This window comes from Proteus cibi (genome assembly GCF_003144405.1).
Taxonomy (GTDB): Bacteria; Pseudomonadota; Gammaproteobacteria; order Enterobacterales; family Enterobacteriaceae; genus Proteus; species Proteus cibi.
The window spans coordinates 40351-60976 of record NZ_PENW01000019.1; the positions used below are offsets into that span (position 1 = coordinate 40351).

Consider the following 20626-nt stretch of genomic DNA (forward strand, 5'->3'; position numbering starts at 1 on the left):
AAAAAATAGCCCTTTACTAAGGGCTATTTCATGATTACACGTTCAATTTAAACGATATCTATTTTGCCATGGATTCAGCACGTTTAAATACGAGGGTATTTCCCTCTGATTCTGCAGCATTAAACTGATAACCTTCGAGATCAAACGCTTTTAGTTGTGCTTTATTGGTCAGTTTTTCTTGAATAATAAAGCGACTCATTAATCCACGGGCTTTTTTAGCGTAGAAACTGATCACTTTATATTTACCATTTTTCTCATCAAGGAAAACTGGCTTAATAATTTCTGCATTCAGCTTTTTCGGGTTAACCGATTTAAAATATTCATCAGACGCTAAGTTAATTAAAATATTATCGCCTTGTTCCTCAAGCGCTTTGTTTAACGCTTCTGTAATGGTATTTCCCCAAAATTGGTATAAATCGTTTCCTTTGTTATTTTTTAGCTTTATTCCCATTTCAAGGCGATAAGGTTGCATTAAATCAAGAGGACGAAGTACACCATATAAGCCAGAAAGCATACGTAAATGCTGTTGTGCAAATTGAAAATCATCTTCAGAAAAAAGCTCAGCTTGCATTCCGGTATAAACATCACCTTTAAATGCCAAAATAGCTTGGCGTGCATTTTCTGGTGTGAAATGAGGTTGCCATTCGCCAAAACGAGCGGCATTTAATCCTGCGAGTTTATCACTTATTTTCATTAAGCTTGCGATATCGCTTGATGATAATTTTCGACATTCTTCGATAAGTTGTTGGGAATATTTTAGCAATTCAGGTTGTGTGAAGTGCGTTGTTGCTAAAGGCGATTCGAAATCCAGTGTTTTAGCTGGTGAAATGGTGATTAGCATAATTCCCTCGATACGTGATTTTAATGTTGACCAAATATAGCAAACTCTTTCGATTAAAGACTAAATTATAGTAATAGGAAAAAACAATGGTTTCTCTTATTTGCCGTAAAATTCGTCGTTTTAAACGATTCAGCCTGTGATCTTCTTCTGTTTTTTTCCGCTTTTGTTTTGCGAAAACGTTTGGCATTCAAATAATTGCTTTGTATGAATCTAAGCGTCTTGTAGTGTGAGCAGTCCATGTTATTATCAATAGATATCCGCAGGTGACTGCAAACAGATTTACCTAGTAGATGAGATAAACAAAATGACCAACAAATTGACTTCTTTGCGTAAGCTGACAACTGTTGTTGCTGACACTGGTGACATCGCAGCAATGAAACTGTATCAGCCACAAGACGCAACTACCAACCCATCTTTAATTTTAAATGCCGCTCAAATTCCTGAATATCGTAAATTAATTGATGAAGCGATTGAATGGGCTCGTTCACAAAGCGATTCTCGTGAACAGCAAATCGTTGATGCTTGCGACAAATTGGCAGTAAATATCGGTTTAGAAATTTTAAAACTGATCCCTGGTCGTATTTCAACAGAAGTTGATGCACGTCTTTCTTACGACACACAAGCGTGTATCGAAAAAGCACGTCATTTAATGAAACTTTATAATGATGCAGGTATCAGTAACGACCGTATTCTTATCAAATTAGCATCTACTTGGCAGGGTATCCGTGCCGCAGAGCAATTAGAAAAAGAAGGTATTAACTGTAACCTGACTTTACTGTTCTCTTTTGCTCAAGCGCGTGCATGTGCTGAAGCAGGTGTTTACCTGATTTCTCCATTTGTTGGTCGTATCATGGATTGGTATAAAGCCAATACAGATAAAAAAGAATTTGCGCCAGCTGAAGATCCAGGTGTGATTTCTGTTACTGAAATCTATAACTATTACAAACAACATGGTTATAACACAGTTGTTATGGGCGCAAGCTTCCGTAATATGGGTGAGATTTTAGAATTAGCAGGTTGTGACCGTTTAACTATTGCTCCAGCACTGTTAAAAGAATTATCAGAAGCTGAAGGTGAAGTTGAACATAAATTATCCTACAAAGGTGAAGTGAAAGCGCGTCCAGCAGCTATCACTGAAGCTCAATTCTATTGGGAACATAACGCTGACCCAATGGCAGTAGATAAATTATCTGATGGTATTCGTAAATTTGCTGTCGATCAGGAAAAATTAGAGAAAATGATTGCGGATTTATTATAATTCGTCGTTAAATTCTTATAAAAATCTTAAATACCCATCTTATACAGGTGGGTATTTTCATTTTTTGCCACTCAAAATAACATTTAAGTAAATTTTAAGATTAAATTGATTGGAATATATTATTTATCCAGTAATAATTATAAAAATATATTATTAAAGAACTCTATTTATTATTGGTGAATTATGAAAAAGATTGTCTTGGCAACGGTACTTGCATCGTTATTTTTTAGTGGCGCTGCAATGGCAGAAAGTAAAACGGCGTTCTCTTTACCTGCAATTGAAAAAAGTGCTGAAAGTGGAAATGCAGCATCTCAGTATCAATTGGGCGTAAAATATGAGAACGGCGAAGGTGTTGAGCAGGATGGACAAAAAGCGCTGGAGTGGTATACCAAAGCTGCCGAACAAGGTCACGCTGAAGCACAGTTAAATTTAGCACTGATGTATGACATGAGTGATGATATTGACCGTGATGCAGAAAAAGCAGTTTATTGGTATAACAAAGCCGCTGTTCAAGGTGTTTCTTTAGCTCAATACAATCTCGCTGTTTCTTATGATGATGGTGATGGTGTAGAGCAAGACCATGAGAAAGCCGTGTATTGGTATACTAAAGCCGGTGAGCAAGGTGATAGTGATGCACAATACAACCTTGGTATCTCTTATGATGAAGGTATCGGTGTCGCACAAGACCATGAAAAAGCAGTGGTTTGGTACACAAAAGCCGCGGAACAAGGTCATTCTGATGCGCAATATAACTTAGCTGTTTCTTATGATGATGGTGAAGGTGTAGAACGTAACGGCACTAAAGCGGTTTTCTGGTATACCAAAGCCGCAAACCAAGGTAATCGTGATGCGCAAAATAACTTAGGCGTAATGTACGATGAAGGCGACGGTGTTGCTAAAGATGCACGTAAAGCGGTTGAATGGTATAGAAAATCAGCGATGCAAGGTAATGGTTTGGCTCAAAATAACCTCGCTTTAAACTATTATTACGGTAAAGGCGTTAAACGCGATCTGAAAGAAGCTTATGCATGGTTCTCTGTTGCTGTTGAAAATGGTGATGGTGATGAAGCTATGCTAAAACGTACTGCTCGTGCATTAAATGCAGCACAATTAGCTGAAGCGAAAAAATTAGCAGCTTCGTATATTACTAAATATATTGATGAGTAATATTAATTAATATTATTGAAGGTTAAAGAGAGGGAGCTTATGCTCCCTTTTTTATTTTTAGTTAAAGCCCAAAAAATAGATTGTTATCATTTCTTTATTATCTATTCTCAATAATCAAATATTAAATATCAGTAATATATTGAGATTCTTTTTAATTCTCTTGTGTTCTCATGGTAATATCTGCGCGCAAGTTAGAGGGTGATTGATTAATAGAGGTTTGATATGAACGAATTACGCATAGGGTTAGTTTCTGTTTCTGATCGCGCTTCAAGTGGGATTTATGAAGATAAAGGCTTACCTGCTTTAGAAGCTTGGCTAAAATCTGCATTAACAACGCCTTTTCATATCGAATCACGTTTAATTCCTGACGAACAACTTATGATTGAGCAAACACTGTGTGAGCTAGTTGATGAAGTTGGTTGTCATTTAGTGTTAACAACAGGGGGAACGGGCCCCGCTCGTCGTGACGTTACTCCTGATGCTACGTTGGCAATTGCAGACAGAGAAATGCCAGGTTTTGGCGAGCAGATGCGTCAAATTAGTCTGAAATTTGTGCCCACTGCTATTTTATCTCGCCAAGTTGGTGTTATTCGTAATCAAGCGTTAATTCTAAATTTACCAGGGCAACCTAAGGCTATTGCAGAAACGTTGGAAGGATTAAAGGATAACGACGGTAATGTGATTGTTAGCGGCATTTTCGCTAGTGTACCGTATTGCATTCAACTGCTTGATGGTCCTTATGTCGAAACGAATGAAGCTATTGTCGCTGCGTTTAGACCTAAATCAGCACGACGTTCTACTTCAGCATAAAGAATGTAAGAGGTTACTTTTGTTGTTAAGCTACTGGCTAGGAAACGTTTTGACTCAATTTAGATAACGCAAAAGTAACCTTATATTGATTTGATATTTTTATCATAAAAGTTAAAAAGCATTGTTTTTCAACTAATTATGCTCTCGTTTTAAGCCTAGTCTTAAAAAAGTATTTTAGATAAATCTTGATGTTATTTGAAGATGGTGTAACACCATGAAAAATAATGAGTTTTAATTCTCGTTTTATTCTTAGACACAAAATTTTCGCATTTTTTGCATTTTTTTTCATTACTCCCCTTGATGAATGTATTTATGACCCCATCTTCTTTTTCAACTGCAATTACCACTTTTGAGTTGCGTTGATTTTATATCCGCTTTGAGATGATGTTGTTTAGTCTATTAATTTGTGACTTGAAAAATGAATATTCATCCTCATATAGATTGGTAATCAAATTGATAAAGAATTCTCTTTGGAGGCGTTTAAATGGGTAAAATTATTGGTATTGACCTGGGTACAACTAACTCTTGTGTTGCTGTAATGGATGGCAAAACTGCCCGGGTTATTGAAAACGCAGAAGGCGATCGTACTACTCCTTCAATCGTTGCTTATGCACAAGATGGTGAAATCTTAGTTGGTCAACCTGCAAAACGTCAGGCTGTGACTAACCCACAAAATACTTTATTTGCCATCAAACGTTTAATTGGTCGTCGTTTTGAAGATGCCGAAGTTCAACGTGACGTTGCTATCATGCCTTACAAAATTGTAAAAGCAGATAACGGTGATGCTTGGATTGAAGCACGTAACGAAAAAATGGCGCCACCACAAGTCTCTGCTGAAGTCCTGAAAAAAATGAAGAAAACAGCAGAAGACTATTTAGGTGAAGCCGTTACTGAAGCTGTTATCACTGTTCCTGCTTACTTTAACGATGCTCAACGTCAAGCAACTAAAGACGCAGGTCGTATCGCAGGTCTTGAAGTTAAACGTATTATTAACGAACCAACAGCGGCTGCTCTGGCTTACGGCTTAGATCGTGAAGTGGGTAACCGTACTATCGCAGTTTACGACTTAGGTGGTGGTACATTCGATATCTCTATCATCGAAATCGATGAAGTTGACGGCGAAAAAACTTATGAAGTTCTGTCAACCAATGGTGATACACACTTAGGTGGTGAAGACTTCGATAGCCGCTTAATTAACTACTTAGTTGATGAATTTAAGAAAGAGCAAGGCATTGATCTGCGTAACGATCCATTAGCAATGCAACGTCTGAAAGAAGCAGCAGAAAAAGCGAAAATCGAATTATCTTCTGCACAACAAACAGATGTTAACTTGCCATACGTCACAGCAGATGCAACGGGTCCTAAACACTTAAATATCAAAGTAACTCGTGCAAAACTAGAATCTTTAGTTGAAGATTTAGTGAAACGTTCAATGGAACCAGTACGTGTTGCATTAGAAGACGCAGGTCTGAAAGTTAGCGAAGTTAACGACGTTATTCTGGTTGGTGGTCAAACTCGTATGCCAATGGTTCAAAAAACCGTTGCTGATTTCTTCGGTAAAGAGCCACGTAAAGACGTTAACCCAGATGAAGCTGTTGCAATGGGTGCGGCGGTTCAAGGTGGTGTGTTAGCGGGTGATGTTAAAGACGTTCTGTTACTTGATGTAACTCCACTGTCTTTAGGTATCGAAACAATGGGGGGAGTGATGACTTCTCTGATTGCGAAAAATACCACAATTCCAACTAAACATAGCCAAGTGTTCTCTACCGCAGAAGATAACCAATCTGCTGTCACTATTCACGTATTACAAGGTGAACGTAAACGCGCAAGTGATAACAAATCACTGGGGCAGTTTAACTTAGATGGTATTCAAGCAGCTCCACGTGGTATGCCACAAATCGAAGTGACTTTTGATATCGATGCTGATGGTATCTTGCATGTATCAGCAAAAGATAAAAACAGTGGTCGTGAGCAAAACATCACTATCAAAGCTTCTTCTGGCTTAAATGAAGATGAAATCCAAAAAATGGTTCGTGATGCAGAAGCAAACGCAGAAGCTGACCGTAAGTTTGAAGAATTAGTACAAACTCGTAACCAAGCTGACCAATTAGTTCACGGTACACGTAAACAAGTTGAAGAAGCGGGTGATAAATTACCAGCGAACGATAAAGAAGCTATCGAAAAAGCGGTAAGCGAGTTAGAAATTGCTTCTAAAGGCGAAGATAAAGACGCTATTGAAGCAAAAATTAAAGCATTAGTTGAAGCTTCTGAAAAACTGCTAGAAATCGCACAACAACAAGCTCAAGCAGGCGCAGCAGGTAATGCCGCGGGTGCTGATGCAAGTGCGAAGAAAGATGACGATGTTGTCGATGCAGAATTTGAAGAAGTTGACGGCAAAGACAAGAAATAATGCCCTTAACGGGCCGCGGTAACTCACCTGTGAATAGTTACTGATACCGAACACGGGCGTCGAGGAAACTCAACGCCCGTGTGCTTATGTCAAGGGTAATCTAGAATGGCGAAAAGAGATTTTTACGAAGTCCTCGGTTTAAGTAAAACTGCCGACGAAAAAGAAATTAAACGCGCATATAAGCGTTTAGCAATGAAATATCACCCAGACCGAAATCAAGGTGATAAAGAGTCAGAAGCGAAATTCAAAGAAATCAAAGAAGCCTATGAAATCTTAAGTGATGCTCAAAAACGTGCGGCTTATGATCAGTATGGTCATGCTGCGTTTGAACAGGGTGGATTTGGTGGTCAAGGTGGCGGCGGCTTCGGCGGTGGTGCTGACTTTGGTGATATCTTTGGTGATGTATTTGGCGATATTTTTGGTGGTGGTCGCCGTCAACAACGCGCAGCGCGTGGTTCTGACTTACAATACAACATGGATCTAACGCTTGAAGAAGCTGTTCGTGGTGTTGCGAAAGAAATTCGTATACCTACATTAGAAACATGTGACAAATGCCATGGTAGCGGTGCTAAAGAAGGTACATCAGCAGAAACCTGTTCTACTTGTCATGGCGCTGGTCAGGTTCATTTACGTCAAGGTTTCTTCACTGTACAGCAAGCATGTCCAACTTGTCATGGTCGCGGTAAAGTGATTAAAGAGCCTTGCTCTAAATGTCATGGTGATGGTCGTGTTGAACGCTCTAAAACGTTGTCTGTTAAAATTCCAGCCGGTGTTGATACAGGCGACCGTATTCGTTTAAGTGGTGAAGGTGAAGCCGGTGAAAACGGTGCACCAGCAGGCGATTTATACGTACAGGTTCATGTTCGTCAGCATCATATTTTTGAACGTGATGGCAATAACCTTTACTGTGAAGTCCCTATTAACTTTGCTATTGCGGCTTTAGGTGGAGAGATTGAAGTCCCAACACTTGATGGTCGTGTGAAACTTAAAATTCCAGCCGAAACACAAACGGGTAAAATGTTCCGCATGAAAGGCAAAGGTGTTAAATCAGTACGTAGTAGTAGTATTGGTGACTTAATGTGCCGTGTTGTGGTTGAAACCCCTGTTAAGCTCAATGAAAAACAAAAAGAGTTAATGCAACAACTGGGTGAATCATTTGGTGGCAAGAGTGGTGAGAAAAACACACCACGCTCTAAGAGTTTTTTAGATGGTGTGAAAAAATTCTTTGATGATTTAACAAAGTAATTTCTACTTAAATTTAATTAAAAAAGAAGCCTGATGATATGCTATTGAGTGATAATCATCAGGCTTCTTCTCTTTTTATTCGTTATTGTTTTTATTTCAGTTTATCGAGATCACCCCATCTTGATAGCAACAATGCCGGCTAAAATCACTAAACACGCCAATAGCTGTTTACGGTTAAATTGCTCTTTTAACAGATAGACAGATAAGATCATGGCAAATAATACGCTGGTCTCTCTTAACGCGGCGACAAGTACGATTGAAGCATGACTCATCGCCCATATTACAATGCCATAGCTTACCAACTGCATGATCCCACCTAAAAATGCGGGTTTCCAATAATCCTTTATCTTGGTTTTTAAATGTTGGCGATAACGAAGCCAAGCAAGTAAATACATTGCGATGCCATTTAAAAAGAAGAGCCATAAAATATATGCAAACGGCGTTTCACCTACGCGAGAGCCATTACCATCAGATAGGGTATAACTTGCAGTAAATAATGCGGTAAGCAACGCAAAAAAGAGTGCATCTTTACGTAAATTAAACTCTGCTATTTTTCTACTACGTGAGATAAGGATAATACCCAAAATGATAAATAAAATGCCTATCAAGCCAGCTATTGGGAGTGTTTCATGGAAGAGAAAAAAGCCAAGAAAAGCGGTCATTAATGGTGCACTACCACGAGAGATAGGGTAGACCTGATTAAAATCAGCCAATGCATAACAGCGACTTAAAGAGAGTGTGTAACCAACATGAAATAAAACAGAAAGAATAAGCCATTTCCATGCACCGACATCAGGGAGCCCAACCCAAAACAGGGCGGGGAGTGTTACAGCGCCCGAAAAAAAAGTCAGTAACGAGATCCCTAAAAATCGATCACTACCTACTTTAACCAATGCATTCCAACATGCATGAAAGATAGCAGCGAATAAAACAGCAATAAAAATAGTTATCGACATATTGATAGAAACCTTACTATAACGAGAGTATTCACTATCTATAAAACAATAACACAATGGTTAAATAGTGAAATGAATAACATTTTTTCTCTTATAATTTTGGAAAGTTGTAAATAAAAAAGATAAAAATAATAATTTTTTGATAATTAAAGATTGATATATCTGATCTATTTTATCAATTGGTATGATTTATCAAAAAAGAGGCTTATTTTTACTTAATTGTAAAAAATAACATTTATATTCAATGTGTTATTTTAATCATTATTAATTATTCCTGTTCTTCAATTTTTGAAAAATTATGTTGATGAATTGATATTATTTATCTTGTTTTTCTTGATATTTCTTTTTAGATTCGAAAAATCCGAGTTGTTATCCATAAATAATCTGTTTTTTGCGAATTTATAATTATCATATTATTAACAAGATTAGTGATTTTGAGGTTAATATTATGACGGCAATTATTAGACAATTTTTGAGATTAGAGGCATCAGGCGGTATTCTTCTGATTATTGCTGCTATTATCGCATTGATTATGGCGAATACACCTCTAAGTGCTTTGTATAATGAGTTTTTATCCATTCCTATTATGATCAAATTCGGCGCGTTCGAACTTGATAAACCATTATTACTTTGGGTAAATGATGCCTTAATGGCGATCTTTTTCTTAGTGGTAGGATTGGAAGTTAAACGTGAATTAAAAGAAGGCTCTTTGGCTCAGCGTGATAGAGCTATTTTCCCTGCGATAGCCGCAGTAGGTGGTATGTTAGCACCGGCATTGGTTTATTTGATGTTTAATCATACGGATGCAATTGGACAGCAAGGTTGGGCAATTCCGGCAGCAACTGATATTGCTTTTGCACTGGGTGTGATGGCATTACTGGGTAAGCGCGTTCCTGTCGAGTTAAAAGTCTTTCTGTTAGCGTTAGCTATCATTGATGATTTAGGTGTGATCGTCATTATTGCGCTCTTTTATTCAAAGAGTATTGCACTAATGCCTCTCGCTTTAGCGGGGTTAATCGTGATTGCTCTGGGCATAATGAACTGGCGTAAAGTGGGTAATACGGCTGCTTATTTAATTCTTGGGTTCATCTTGTGGGTATGTATTTTAAAATCAGGTATTCATGCCACCATTGCGGGTGTGATTGTTGGATTCCTTATCCCATTAAGAAATAAAGAAGGTGATTCTCCTTCTGAAGAATTGGAGCATGTGCTACACCCTTGGGTTGCCTATTTTATTCTACCGCTATTTGCATTTAGTAACGCTGGGGTTTCTTTAAATGGCGTAACGCTTGATGGCATGTTATCTGCCTTACCATTAGGTATCGCGTTAGGACTATTTTTAGGTAAGCCGATTGGGATTTTTCTCTTTAGTTGGATTTCGGTAAAACTAGGCATTGCAAAATTACCAGATGCGATTAATCTTAAACAAATATTTGCAGTGTCTGTGTTATGTGGTATCGGTTTTACTATGTCTATCTTTATCGCAGGGTTAGCATTTGATGGTGCAGATGAAGCTTATAATACCTATGCTAAGCTTGGTATTTTAGTCGGTTCAACAGTAGCTGCTGTTGCAGGATATTTGTTGCTTCGTTCTGTTTTGCCGAAGTTAAAAACGAAGTCAATATAGGGAAATTTATTACGGACTTGAGTTTCTCAACACAATAAATACCGAGTTATACATTTAAACCTACGGTGCAATACAGTGTATTGTGCCGTAGGTGTTTTTATGAGGATTGGATGCAAGGAAAGCCAATCGCAAACTAAGGCGTTATTACATAGTCTGTGTTTGAAGCACAGAAGTTGAAAGGAAGATAACTATGCGGGTGTCACATCTCAATTTTAACCATCTTTATTATTTTTGGCATGTGTGTAAAGAAGGCTCTGTTGTGGGTGCAGCGCAAGCGCTGTATCTGACACCTCAGACGATTACAGGGCAAATTAAAGCATTAGAAGAAAGATTAGGTGGCAAGTTATTTAAACGCCAAGGAAGAGGATTGGTTCCTTCTGAATTGGGTCAGCTCATTTTTCGTTATGCTGATAAAATGTTTATGCTCAGTCAAGAAATGCTAGATATCGTCAACTACAGTCGTGAATCGAGTTTATTGTTTGATGTTGGTGTTGCGGATGCATTATCAAAACAACTCGTCAGTCGCGTATTAGAAACGGCTGTCATTGATAATGAGCAAATCCATCTACGTTGTTTTGAATCTACTCATGAACTATTGCTAGAACAATTAAGTCAACATAAGCTGGATATGATCTTATCAGATTGCCCTGTGGATTCGTCACAACAAGAAGGTCTATTCTCTGTCAAACTTGGCGAATGTAATATGAGTTTTTTTTGCAGTCATCCTCTTCCTGAAAAACCGTTTCCTGAATGTTTAGAAGAGCGAAAACTCCTGATCCCAGGACGTCGATATATGTTAGGTCGTCATTTATTAACTTGGATACGTAATAAAAATTTGCAAGTAGAAATATTGGGTGAGTTTGATGATGCGGCATTAATGAAAGCATTTGGCTTAAATTATAATGCTATCTTTGTAGCGCCTTCACTGTATACCGATGAAACTTTTGCTCATAGTAATATCGAAGAAATTGGCATGCTTGATACCGTAAAAGAAGAGTACTACGCGATTTTTGCAGAACGAATGATCCAACATCCAGCAGTTCAACGTGTTTGTAACACTGATTTTTCAGAACTCTTTAATGGCGATAAAAAGAGTGTTGTCAATCCATAAAGTGATTGGGGTTAAACAGTAGAAAACAAAAAACCGGCATAAGCCGGTTTTTTATAACACAAGAAAGCAATATTACATTGCTTTGATTTGTGCTTGCAGATTAGCTTTATGACGTGCTGCTTTATTCTTGTGAATTAAGCCTTTAGTTGCCTGACGGTCAACAATTGGTTGCATGTCATTAAATGCTTTTTGTGCTGCTTCTTTATCACCTAAAGCAACTGCTGCGTATACTTTTTTAATGTAAGTACGCATCATAGAACGACGGCTTGCGTTGTGCTGACGACGCTTTTCAGACTGAACCGCACGTTTCTTAGCTGATTTGATATTAGCCAAGTTCCAACTCCCAAATATATTCTAGCGAGGACAAATACAAAGGTGAAGGAATATGCCTTTTCAACCTAAGTTTGTCAATGGATTTATACAAAATTAGCGTCGTTGTACGCGACACTTGTTTCGTTGTGATGGCGCAAGATTTTATCAGTTAAGACGGGTAGAATACAGTCTTTTGAGTGAAAAAATCATCAAAATCGTGTATATGAGTAATAAATAATAGATTCTAATAGGATCTATGCTTGATTTTATGCGATTTTATAACCAAGAAGTGAGTGATAGTCCATTTTTTGTTTGAGTGAGCAATCAAATTTAAGCATAACAGTGAATCGACTTGTCGAGATATTACTCATCAATAAACATTGATATATTGGGTTACTCTCAAGCCTTTGACAAGGTATAATCCAATAATTTCCACGGTATTGAGCCAGTTATGGAGCTAATTCGCGGTATACAAAATATTAGAGCGCTACACCACGGTTGCGTTCTGACAATTGGAAATTTTGATGGTGTCCATAGAGGCCATCAGGCATTATTGAAACATTTGAAGCAAGAGGCATCACAGCGAGGATTACCCACGGTTGTGATGACATTTGAGCCTCAGCCACTTGAGTTCTTTTTACCAGAAAAGGCACCAGCACGTCTGACTCGTTTACGAGACAAGATTAAGTATTTAGCTGAATGTGGTATTGATTACCTTTTGTGTGTCAAATTTGATAAGCAATTTGCGGCGCAAACCCCAGAGGAATTTGTTTCATCACTATTGGTGAATAAATTAGGGGTAAAGTTTCTTGCTATTGGCGATGATTTTCGCTTTGGCAAAAACCGTGAAGGTGATTTTCATTTTTTACAACAAGCCGGTGTTAGATATGGATTTGAAGTCGCGAGCACAGAAAGTTATTGCGATAAAGGATTGCGTATCAGTAGCACGGCGGTACGAGAAGCGTTACTCAATGATGATTTAGTTCTTGCTGAATCACTACTCGGACACCCTTACAGCGTTTGTGGGCGTGTTGTTCATGGTAATGAATTGGGTAGAACCATTGGTTTTCCGACAGCCAATATTCCTATGAAACGCTTAGTTGCACCCGTTAAAGGTGTGTATGCCGTTGATGTCTATTTATCAGATAATCAATCATCATTACCCGGTGTGGCAAATATCGGAAGTCGTCCTACCGTAAAAGGAAAGGGCGTACAATTAGAAGTTCATTTAATCGACGTTAATATGGATTTATATGGACGTCGTATTGATGTTGTGTTACGAAAGAAATTACGTAATGAACAGCGATTTGCATCATTGGATGCATTGAAGCAGCAAATCGCAGATGATGTGGCTACTGCTAGGGATTTTTTATCGCAGCGGTCGGAGTCATAAACTAGCGGAAAATTGGAACTGAGAATCGAATGAGTGACTATAAAAATACCCTGAACTTACCAGAAACAGGGTTCCCTATGCGCGGGGATTTAGCAAAGCGCGAGCCAGAGATGTTATCCCGTTGGTACAAAGAAGGTTTGTATCAAGCAATTCGTCAGGCTAAAAGTGGTAAGAAAACATTTATTTTGCACGATGGTCCTCCATACGCCAACGGCAATATTCATATTGGTCACTCAGTAAACAAAATTCTCAAAGATATTATTATTAAGTCCAAAGGGCTGTCAGGCTTTGATTCTCCGTACATTCCAGGATGGGATTGTCACGGATTACCTATCGAACTAAAAGTTGAACAAATCGTAGGTAAACCAGGAGAGAAAATATCTGCAGCGCAATTCCGCGAGGAATGCCGTAAATATGCTTACGAGCAAATTGAAGCACAGAAAAAAGATTTTATTCGTTTAGGTGTTCTAGGAGATTGGGAAAAACCTTATCTTACAATGGACTATAAAACTGAAGCGAATACTATCCGTGCATTAGCGCGCATTATCGCAAATGGTCACCTGTTAAAAGGGGCTAAACCTGTTCACTGGTGTACAGCGTGCGGTTCATCGCTGGCAGAAGCTGAAGTTGAATATTACGATAAAACGTCCCCTTCAATTGATGTGCGTTTTACCGCCGTTGATCCAAATGCAGTTGCTGCAAAATTTCATACAACAACAGATAAACCAATTTCTTTGGTTATCTGGACAACAACACCTTGGACATTGCCTGCTAACCGCGCTATCGCATTAAATGCAGAATTTAATTATGCCTTAGTCTCTTTTGACGATGAATGCGTGATTTTAGCTGCTGATCTTGTTGAAGGCGTAATGAAACGCATTGGCGTAACAAGCTGGGCGGTTTTAGGTGAGTGTAAAGGTGCTGATTTAGAGCTACTGCGCTTTAATCATCCATTTATGGGCTTTGATGTGCCTGCCATTTTAGGTGATCACGTAACATTAGAAGCAGGTACAGGTGCTGTTCATACTGCACCAGGTCACGGTCCTGATGACTTCGTTGTTGGTCAAAAATACGGTTTAGAAGTTGCAAACCCTGTTGGTCCAAATGGTTGTTATTTAGCGGGTACTTATCCAACATTAGATGGCGTTTTTGTTTTTAAAGCCAATGATGTCATTGTTGAACTGCTAAAAGAAAAAGGTGCTCTGTTACATCATGAAGCCTTACAGCATAGTTATCCTTGCTGTTGGAGACATAAAACGCCAGTTATTTTCCGTGCTACACCACAATGGTTTATTGGCATGGATAAAAACGGTTTACGCCAACAATCATTAAAAGAGATCAAAAGTGTTAAATGGATCCCTGACTGGGGTCAAGCACGTATTGAATCAATGGTTGAGAACCGCCCTGACTGGTGTATTTCTCGTCAACGTACTTGGGGTACGCCAATGTCTCTGTTTGTTCACAAAGAGACTCAAGAGCCACATCCACGTACTTTAGAGTTGATGGAAGAAGTGGCAAAACGTGTTGAAGTGAGTGGTATTCAAGCATGGTGGGATTTAGATATCCGTGAAGTGCTGGGTGATGACGCTGACGATTATATGAAAACGCCAGATACACTGGATGTTTGGTTCGATTCAGGATCAACACACTCAACGGTTGTTGATGACCGTCCAGAGTTCCACGGCAATTCAGCAGATATGTACTTAGAAGGCTCTGACCAACATCGTGGTTGGTTTATGTCTTCGCTGATGATCTCGACGGCAATCAAAGGCAAAGCACCTTACCGTGAAGTGTTAACACACGGTTTTACCGTCGATGGACAAGGTCGTAAAATGTCTAAATCTATCGGTAACACAGTAAGTCCACAAGACGTGATGGATAAATTGGGTGCCGATATCCTACGTTTATGGGTTGCATCAACAGATTACACAGGTGAAATCGCCGTATCTGATGAGATCTTAAAACGTTCTGCGGATACTTATCGTCGTATTCGTAATACCGCGCGTTTCTTCTTAGCTAACTTGAATGGATTTGATCCTGCAAAACACCAAGTTAAACCAGAAGATATGGTCACGTTAGATCGCTGGGCAGTCGGTCGTGCGAAAGCAGCACAAGCGGATATCTTAAAACACTATGAAAATTACGATTTCCATAATGTTATTCAACGCTTAATGCAGTTCTGTTCAGTAGAAATGGGGTCTTTCTACTTAGATATCATTAAAGACAGACAGTACACCGCGAAAAGCGATAGTGTTGCTCGTCGTAGTTGCCAAACTGCGTTATTCCATATCAGTGAAGCATTAGTTCGTTGGATGGCGCCAGTTATGTCATTCACAGCAGATGAGATTTGGAATGAGTTACCTGGTGAACGTGCAAAATATGTCTTAACGGAAGAATGGTATACCGACTTATTTGGCTTAGATGCATCAGAAACTTTAAATGATGACTACTGGGCTGAATTACTCGCCGTTCGTGGTGAAGTCAACAAAGTATTAGAGCAAGCTCGTACAGATAAACAACTGCGTGGTTCTTTAGAAGCATCAGTCACTCTGTATGCAGATAAGGCTTTAGCAGATAAGTTAAATGCGTTAGGTAACGAACTGCGTTTTGTTTTATTAACTTCCCAAGCGAAAGTGGCAGATATTAATGAAGCACCAGAAACAGCATTAGCTTCTGATATGGCGGGTTTAAAAATCGCCTTTAATAAAGCAGATGGCGAAAAATGCCCTCGTTGCTGGCATTATGCGACAGATATCGGTCAAGTAGCGGAACACGCTGAATTATGCGGACGCTGTGTTACTAACGTAGCCGGTAACGGTGAAGAACGTAAGTTTGCTTAATTAATGAAGAAAACACTTTGCTCTACAGGTTTACGCTGGCTATGGCTAGCCGTCGCCGTAGTGGTGTTGGATTTAGGAACAAAACAGTATTTCATGCAGACATTTCGTCTGTATGAATCTGTTGCTGTGATGCCTTTTTTCAACTTCACTTACGCGCATAACTATGGTGCTGCCTTTAGCTTTTTAGCAGATAAAGGGGGATGGCAACGTTGGTTTTTTGCACTGATTGCATTGGCAATCTGCATTACTTTATTGGTAATGATGTATAAAAACAAAGCGAGCGCCAAACTAAGTAACGTTGCTTATGCGCTAATTATTGGCGGAGCATTGGGTAATCTCTCTGATCGTCTGATCCACGGGTTTGTCATCGATTTTCTTGATATTTATATCGGAGATTGGCATTGGCCTACCTTTAATATTGCTGATATGGGGATTTGTATTGGTGCAGGGCTTATTATTATTGAGAGCTTTTTCCCTGATAAAAATGTCAGTCCTCAAGAGACAAAAAAGCAAAAGTAATCAGACAAGAAGTTAACTAAAATAACCCCTGCCTTATGGCGGGGGTTACGCTTAATAGAAGGTATTCGTATGGTTATGCAGGTACTCAACGACAGCGCAGTGTTGCTGAATTTCACTTTAAAGTTAGCCGATGGCTCTGTTGCTGAATCTACACAAGCGCATGGTAAACCCGCTCTTTTTCGTTTAGGGGATGACAGTTTATCGCCAGCCTTAGAAGCGGAATTATTGGGATTATCTACAGGAGATAAAAAAACCTTTACGCTTGCGGGTGAACATCTTTTTGGTAAATACAATCCTGACTTGATCCAATACTTTATGCCTTCTGATTTTGCAGAGTCTGGGGTGCCTGAGGCTGGCACTATTATGCTATTTACAGCAATGAATGGCAGTGAAATGCCCGGCATTGTAAGAGATGTTACTGAAGACTCTGTCACCGTTGATTTTAATCATCCGTTAGCGTCAGAAGAAGTGACATTTGATATTGAAGTTGTCAGCATTAATCCTGAGGAGGAAACAACACATGCAAATACTGCTGGCTAACCCACGAGGATTTTGTGCGGGTGTTGACCGAGCTATCAGCATTGTTGACCGCGCTCTGGAAATCTATGGCGCACCTATTTATGTTCGTCACGAAGTTGTTCATAACCGCTACGTCGTTAACGACTTACGTGAACGTGGTGCTATCTTTATTGAAGAAATTTCAGAAGTACCCGATAACGCGATTTTAATTTTTTCTGCTCATGGTGTTTCCCAAGCTATTCGCCAAGAAGCTCGCTCACGTAATTTAACCATGCTTTACGATGCAACTTGTCCATTAGTTACTAAAGTTCATATGGAAGTGGCAAGAGCGAGCCGTAAAGGCAAAGAAGCGATTTTAATCGGTCATGCAGGACACCCTGAAGTTGAAGGCACAATGGGGCAATACAACAATCCCGAAGGGGGAATGTATTTAGTTGAGTCGCCTGCTGATGTTTGGAAATTAGAAGTGAAAGATGAAGATAATCTTTGCTTTATGACCCAAACAACGCTTTCTGTTGATGATACATCTGAAGTGATTGATGCTTTAAATGCACGCTTCCCCAAAATTATTGGGCCTCGTAAAGATGATATCTGCTACGCAACAACCAATCGCCAAGAAGCCGCTAGAGAGCTTGCAGAAAAAGCGGATGTTGTCTTTGTCGTTGGCTCAAAGAACTCATCAAACTCTAATCGCTTAGCGGAACTTGCCCAGCGTGCAGGTAAGCCTTCTTATCTTATCGATAGCTTTGAAGATATTGATGAGTCATGGGTGGCTAATGCAAATATTGTTGGCGTTACTGCTGGCGCTTCAGCGCCCGATATTTTGGTTCAACAAGTATTAGAACGTTTAAAAACCTTTGGTGCTGATGACGTGGTCGAATTATCAGGGCGTGAAGAAAATATTGTTTTTGAAGTCCCTAAAGAGCTTCGTCTAGATTATAAAGTTATCGAATAACCTCACTTAAATGTGATAGTGAATTCAAAAAGCAGAGTGAACAACTCTGCTTTTTTTATATATAAAGTAAAGTTAAATGAATAATCATGCTGTTCATCTCTTTTACTGATAATAACTACAGTTTTGTGTGTTTTTCTTATCTCGAACGTTAAATGCTGGCATCAAGTGGATGACATCGCTAATCTGTAAATAATAAATAGAGATAATAAGTATTGTTAAGGAGAAATTGAGTTATGTCTGCAAAAGAACTTCGTCTTGCCGTTGTTGGTGCGGGTGGTCGTATGGGGCGCCAATTAATTCAGGCAATTTCTCAACAAGAAGGAACCGTTTTAGGTGCTGCTTTTGAGCGTACTAATTCTTCATTGATTGGTGCTGATGCCGGAGAATTAGCGGGTATCGGACATTTAGGCGTCACAATCACTGATAATTTGCTGGCTCAAACAGACAAATTTGATGTGTTAATTGATTTTACACGTCCTGAAGGAACACTTTCTCATATTGCATTTTGTGTAGAACAGAAAAAAGGCATGATTATTGGTACGACAGGCTTTGATGATGAAGGTAAAAAAGCGATTGAAAATGCCGCCAAAATGATCCCAATTGTGTTTGCCGCTAATTTTAGTGTTGGTGTCAACTTGGTGCTTAAATTACTTGAAAAAGCCGCTAAAGTGATGGGTTCTTACTGTGATATTGAAATTGTAGAAGCGCACCATCGTCATAAAGTTGATGCGCCATCAGGTACTGCATTAGCGATGGGTGAATCTATTGCAGATGCATTAGGTCGTGATCTTAAAGAGTGTGCGGTTTATGAGCGTGTCGGGCATACGGGAGAGCGTGATCCCCAAAGTATTGGTTTTGCAACGATCCGCGCTGGGGATATTGTGGGAGAGCACACCGCGATCTTTGCTGATATTGGCGAGCGAGTAGAGATAAGTCATAAGGCTTCCAGTCGAATGACTTTTGCAAATGGTGCTGTTAAAGCCTCTATTTGGTTAGGTGATAAAAAATCAGGTCTTTATAATATGAAAGATGTTCTTTCTCTTGAGGATTTGTAGTTTTTATTTATTTTAACTGATTGAAAACTCATGATTATATTTGTAATTATGAGTTTTTTGTTTTATATATTCTTTATTTTTGTTTTGTTTGTTATTTTTGTTGATTATCTTTGTTTTTTGTCCATTTTTACTTCTCTAAATCCACAAAACCCTCATTTTTCTTCTTTCTTATTCTATTTTTAAGTTATCTTGGTAAGTAAACGGTTAAATTTGTAAGATTGATGGTGTAAATTGTCACTTGGATGACTAATTTGCTAATAATTGATATTTTTTAAATTAAAAAGGTGTTTTTTCTAGACATCTGCTCATTCGATCTTTAGAATGCGCCCAATTTGCCAAAAATTTGCCCAATTTTATGTTTTTGGCATTGATTTAGAGTCTTAAATCTGAATTAATATGCATGAAATGTGATTTATTATTCTCTGGAGGGCGTTTTGATTAGATCAGCTATACTGGTTCTAGAAGATGGGACCGAATTCCACGGCAAGTCGATTGGCGCAGAAGGCGCCGCCATCGGTGAAGTCGTTTTTAATACTTCAATGACCGGTTATCAAGAAATACTAACCGACCCTTCTTACTCCCAACAAATTGTTACTCTCACTTATCCCCACATTGGCAACACCGGCGTTAATCGTTCAGACGAAGAATCAGAAACAATCCATGCTCAAGGCTTGATTATTCGCGACTTGCCATTAGTGATGAGCAACTATCGTGCCCAAGAAACGTTATCTGATTATCTTAAACGCCATAATATCGTCGCTATTGCGGATATTGATACACGTAAGTTAACTCGTTTGTTGAGAGAAAAAGGTGCGCAAAACGGTTGTATCATCGCAGGTGAACATCTTGATACCCAATTGGCACTCGAAAAAGCCAAAGCCTTTCCCGGTTTAAAGGGAATGGATTTAGCCAAAGCAGTCACTGTTAAACAGCCTTACCAGTGGACTCAAGGAAGTTGGACGCGAGAAAATGAATTACCCGTAGCTAAATTAGCGGCTGAATTACCTTTGCATATTGTGGCTTATGATTTTGGTGTGAAACGTAATATTTTACGTATGTTGGTGGATAGAGGATGTCGAGTGACGGTTGTGCCAGCACACACCTCAGCACAAGAGGTACTCGCGCTTTCTCCTGAGGGTATTTTCCTTTCCAATGGTCCCGGGGATCCAGAGCCCTGTGATTACGCCATTAACGCCATTCAAACTTTTTTAACCACAGATATTCCGGTATTTGGTATTTGCTTAGGGCACCAGCTATTAGCATTAGCTAGCGGTGCAAAAACCATCAAAATGAAATTTGGTCATCACGGTGGTAATCATCCTGTTAAAGATTTAGATAAAAATACGGTGATGATCACAGCGCAAAATCATGGGTTTGCCGTTGATGAAACATCTCTTCCCGCCAATTTACGTGTGACACATAAATCTCTGTTTGATGGTTCCTTGCAAGGTATTCATCGCACAGATAAACCAGCCTTCAGTTTCCAAGGTCACCCAGAAGCCAGCCCGGGACCGCATGATGCCGCACCTCTTTTTGATCACTTTATCGAGCTTATCGCGCAATATCGTCAAAACCTGCAATCAGTGACAACCAAATAAATCAGGAGCG

At 39.2% G+C, this 20626-nt stretch carries 17 protein-coding genes; 14 read left to right on the forward strand and 3 right to left on the reverse strand.

Annotated elements, in window-relative coordinates:
* Window positions 1-58 precede the first annotated feature (58 nt).
* Entirely contained in the window at window positions 59-841 is a 783-nt protein-coding gene (gene yaaA, locus DK865_RS11380) for a peroxide stress protein YaaA (RefSeq protein ID WP_109391968.1), read from the reverse strand.
* Window positions 842-1145: 304 nt separating this feature from the next.
* Here yaaA and tal point away from each other — a divergent pair, with 304 nt between their 5' ends.
* The 5 genes from tal to dnaJ all read left to right on the forward strand — a co-directional run bounded on the left by tal (window position 1146) and on the right by dnaJ (window position 7731).
* The gene (tal, locus tag DK865_RS11385) at window positions 1146-2099 is read left to right on the forward strand and encodes a transaldolase (protein ID WP_023580945.1); all 954 of its coding nucleotides are present in this window, start codon (window positions 1146-1148) and stop codon (window positions 2097-2099) included.
* A 183-nt stretch (window positions 2100-2282) separates the two neighbouring features.
* The gene (locus DK865_RS11390) at window positions 2283-3266 is read left to right on the forward strand and encodes a tetratricopeptide repeat protein (protein ID WP_023580944.1); all 984 of its coding nucleotides are present in this window, start codon (window positions 2283-2285) and stop codon (window positions 3264-3266) included.
* Window positions 3267-3488: 222 nt separating this feature from the next.
* Complete coding sequence (mog, locus tag DK865_RS11395) at window positions 3489-4076, forward strand: molybdopterin adenylyltransferase (protein WP_109391969.1); 588 nt, start codon at window positions 3489-3491, stop codon at window positions 4074-4076.
* Window positions 4077-4560: 484 nt separating this feature from the next.
* Complete coding sequence (dnaK, locus tag DK865_RS11400; protein ID WP_023580942.1) at window positions 4561-6486, forward strand: molecular chaperone DnaK; 1926 nt, start codon at window positions 4561-4563, stop codon at window positions 6484-6486.
* Between the two features lie 105 nt (window positions 6487-6591).
* Window positions 6592-7731, forward strand: coding sequence for a molecular chaperone DnaJ (dnaJ, locus tag DK865_RS11405; protein WP_023580941.1), 1140 nt, complete (start codon window positions 6592-6594; stop codon window positions 7729-7731).
* Between the two features lie 110 nt (window positions 7732-7841).
* On the opposite strand, the gene DK865_RS11410 is transcribed toward dnaJ, so the two are convergent.
* Window positions 7842-8687, reverse strand: coding sequence for a DMT family transporter (locus DK865_RS11410; protein WP_023580940.1), 846 nt, complete (start codon window positions 8685-8687; stop codon window positions 7842-7844).
* Window positions 8688-9135: 448 nt separating this feature from the next.
* Here DK865_RS11410 and nhaA point away from each other — a divergent pair, with 448 nt between their 5' ends.
* Together nhaA and nhaR are read left to right on the forward strand one after the other, a co-directional pair.
* Entirely contained in the window at window positions 9136-10314 is a 1179-nt protein-coding gene (gene nhaA / locus DK865_RS11415; RefSeq protein ID WP_023580939.1) for a Na+/H+ antiporter NhaA, read from the forward strand.
* Window positions 10315-10504: 190 nt separating this feature from the next.
* Window positions 10505-11425 (forward strand): transcriptional activator NhaR, encoded by a 921-nt coding sequence (gene nhaR / locus DK865_RS11420; protein WP_023580938.1) that lies wholly within the window; start codon window positions 10505-10507, stop codon window positions 11423-11425.
* A gap of 72 nt (window positions 11426-11497) precedes the next feature.
* On the opposite strand, the gene rpsT is transcribed toward nhaR, so the two are convergent.
* Complete coding sequence (rpsT, locus tag DK865_RS11425) at window positions 11498-11758, reverse strand: 30S ribosomal protein S20 (RefSeq protein WP_036911755.1); 261 nt, start codon at window positions 11756-11758, stop codon at window positions 11498-11500.
* A 430-nt stretch (window positions 11759-12188) separates the two neighbouring features.
* Between rpsT and ribF the strand changes: the two genes are divergently transcribed.
* The 7 genes from ribF to carA all read left to right on the forward strand — a co-directional run bounded on the left by ribF (window position 12189) and on the right by carA (window position 20616).
* Window positions 12189-13130 (forward strand): bifunctional riboflavin kinase/FAD synthetase, encoded by a 942-nt coding sequence (gene ribF, locus DK865_RS11435; RefSeq protein WP_023580936.1) that lies wholly within the window; start codon window positions 12189-12191, stop codon window positions 13128-13130.
* Window positions 13131-13159: 29 nt separating this feature from the next.
* Window positions 13160-15970, forward strand: a complete 2811-nt coding sequence (gene ileS, locus DK865_RS11440; RefSeq protein WP_109391970.1) for an isoleucine--tRNA ligase — start codon at window positions 13160-13162, stop codon at window positions 15968-15970.
* Window positions 15971-15973: 3 nt separating this feature from the next.
* Window positions 15974-16489 (forward strand): signal peptidase II, encoded by a 516-nt coding sequence (gene lspA / locus DK865_RS11445; RefSeq protein WP_023580934.1) that lies wholly within the window; start codon window positions 15974-15976, stop codon window positions 16487-16489.
* 69 nt (window positions 16490-16558) lie between these two features.
* Window positions 16559-17029: an FKBP-type peptidyl-prolyl cis-trans isomerase gene (gene fkpB, locus DK865_RS11450; RefSeq protein WP_023580933.1), complete on the forward strand. Its 471-nt coding sequence runs from the start codon at window positions 16559-16561 to the stop codon at window positions 17027-17029.
* Window positions 17010-17963, forward strand: coding sequence for a 4-hydroxy-3-methylbut-2-enyl diphosphate reductase (gene ispH / locus DK865_RS11455; RefSeq protein WP_023580932.1), 954 nt, complete (start codon window positions 17010-17012; stop codon window positions 17961-17963). Before fkpB ends, ispH begins: the two co-directional genes overlap by 20 nt.
* Before the next feature lie 233 nt (window positions 17964-18196).
* Entirely contained in the window at window positions 18197-19018 is an 822-nt protein-coding gene (dapB, locus tag DK865_RS11460) for a 4-hydroxy-tetrahydrodipicolinate reductase (protein ID WP_109391971.1), read from the forward strand.
* Window positions 19019-19452: 434 nt separating this feature from the next.
* A complete protein-coding gene (gene carA, locus DK865_RS11465) occupies window positions 19453-20616 on the forward strand; it encodes a glutamine-hydrolyzing carbamoyl-phosphate synthase small subunit (RefSeq protein WP_109391972.1) in 1164 nt (387 codons plus the stop codon).
* Window positions 20617-20626 lie beyond the last annotated feature (10 nt).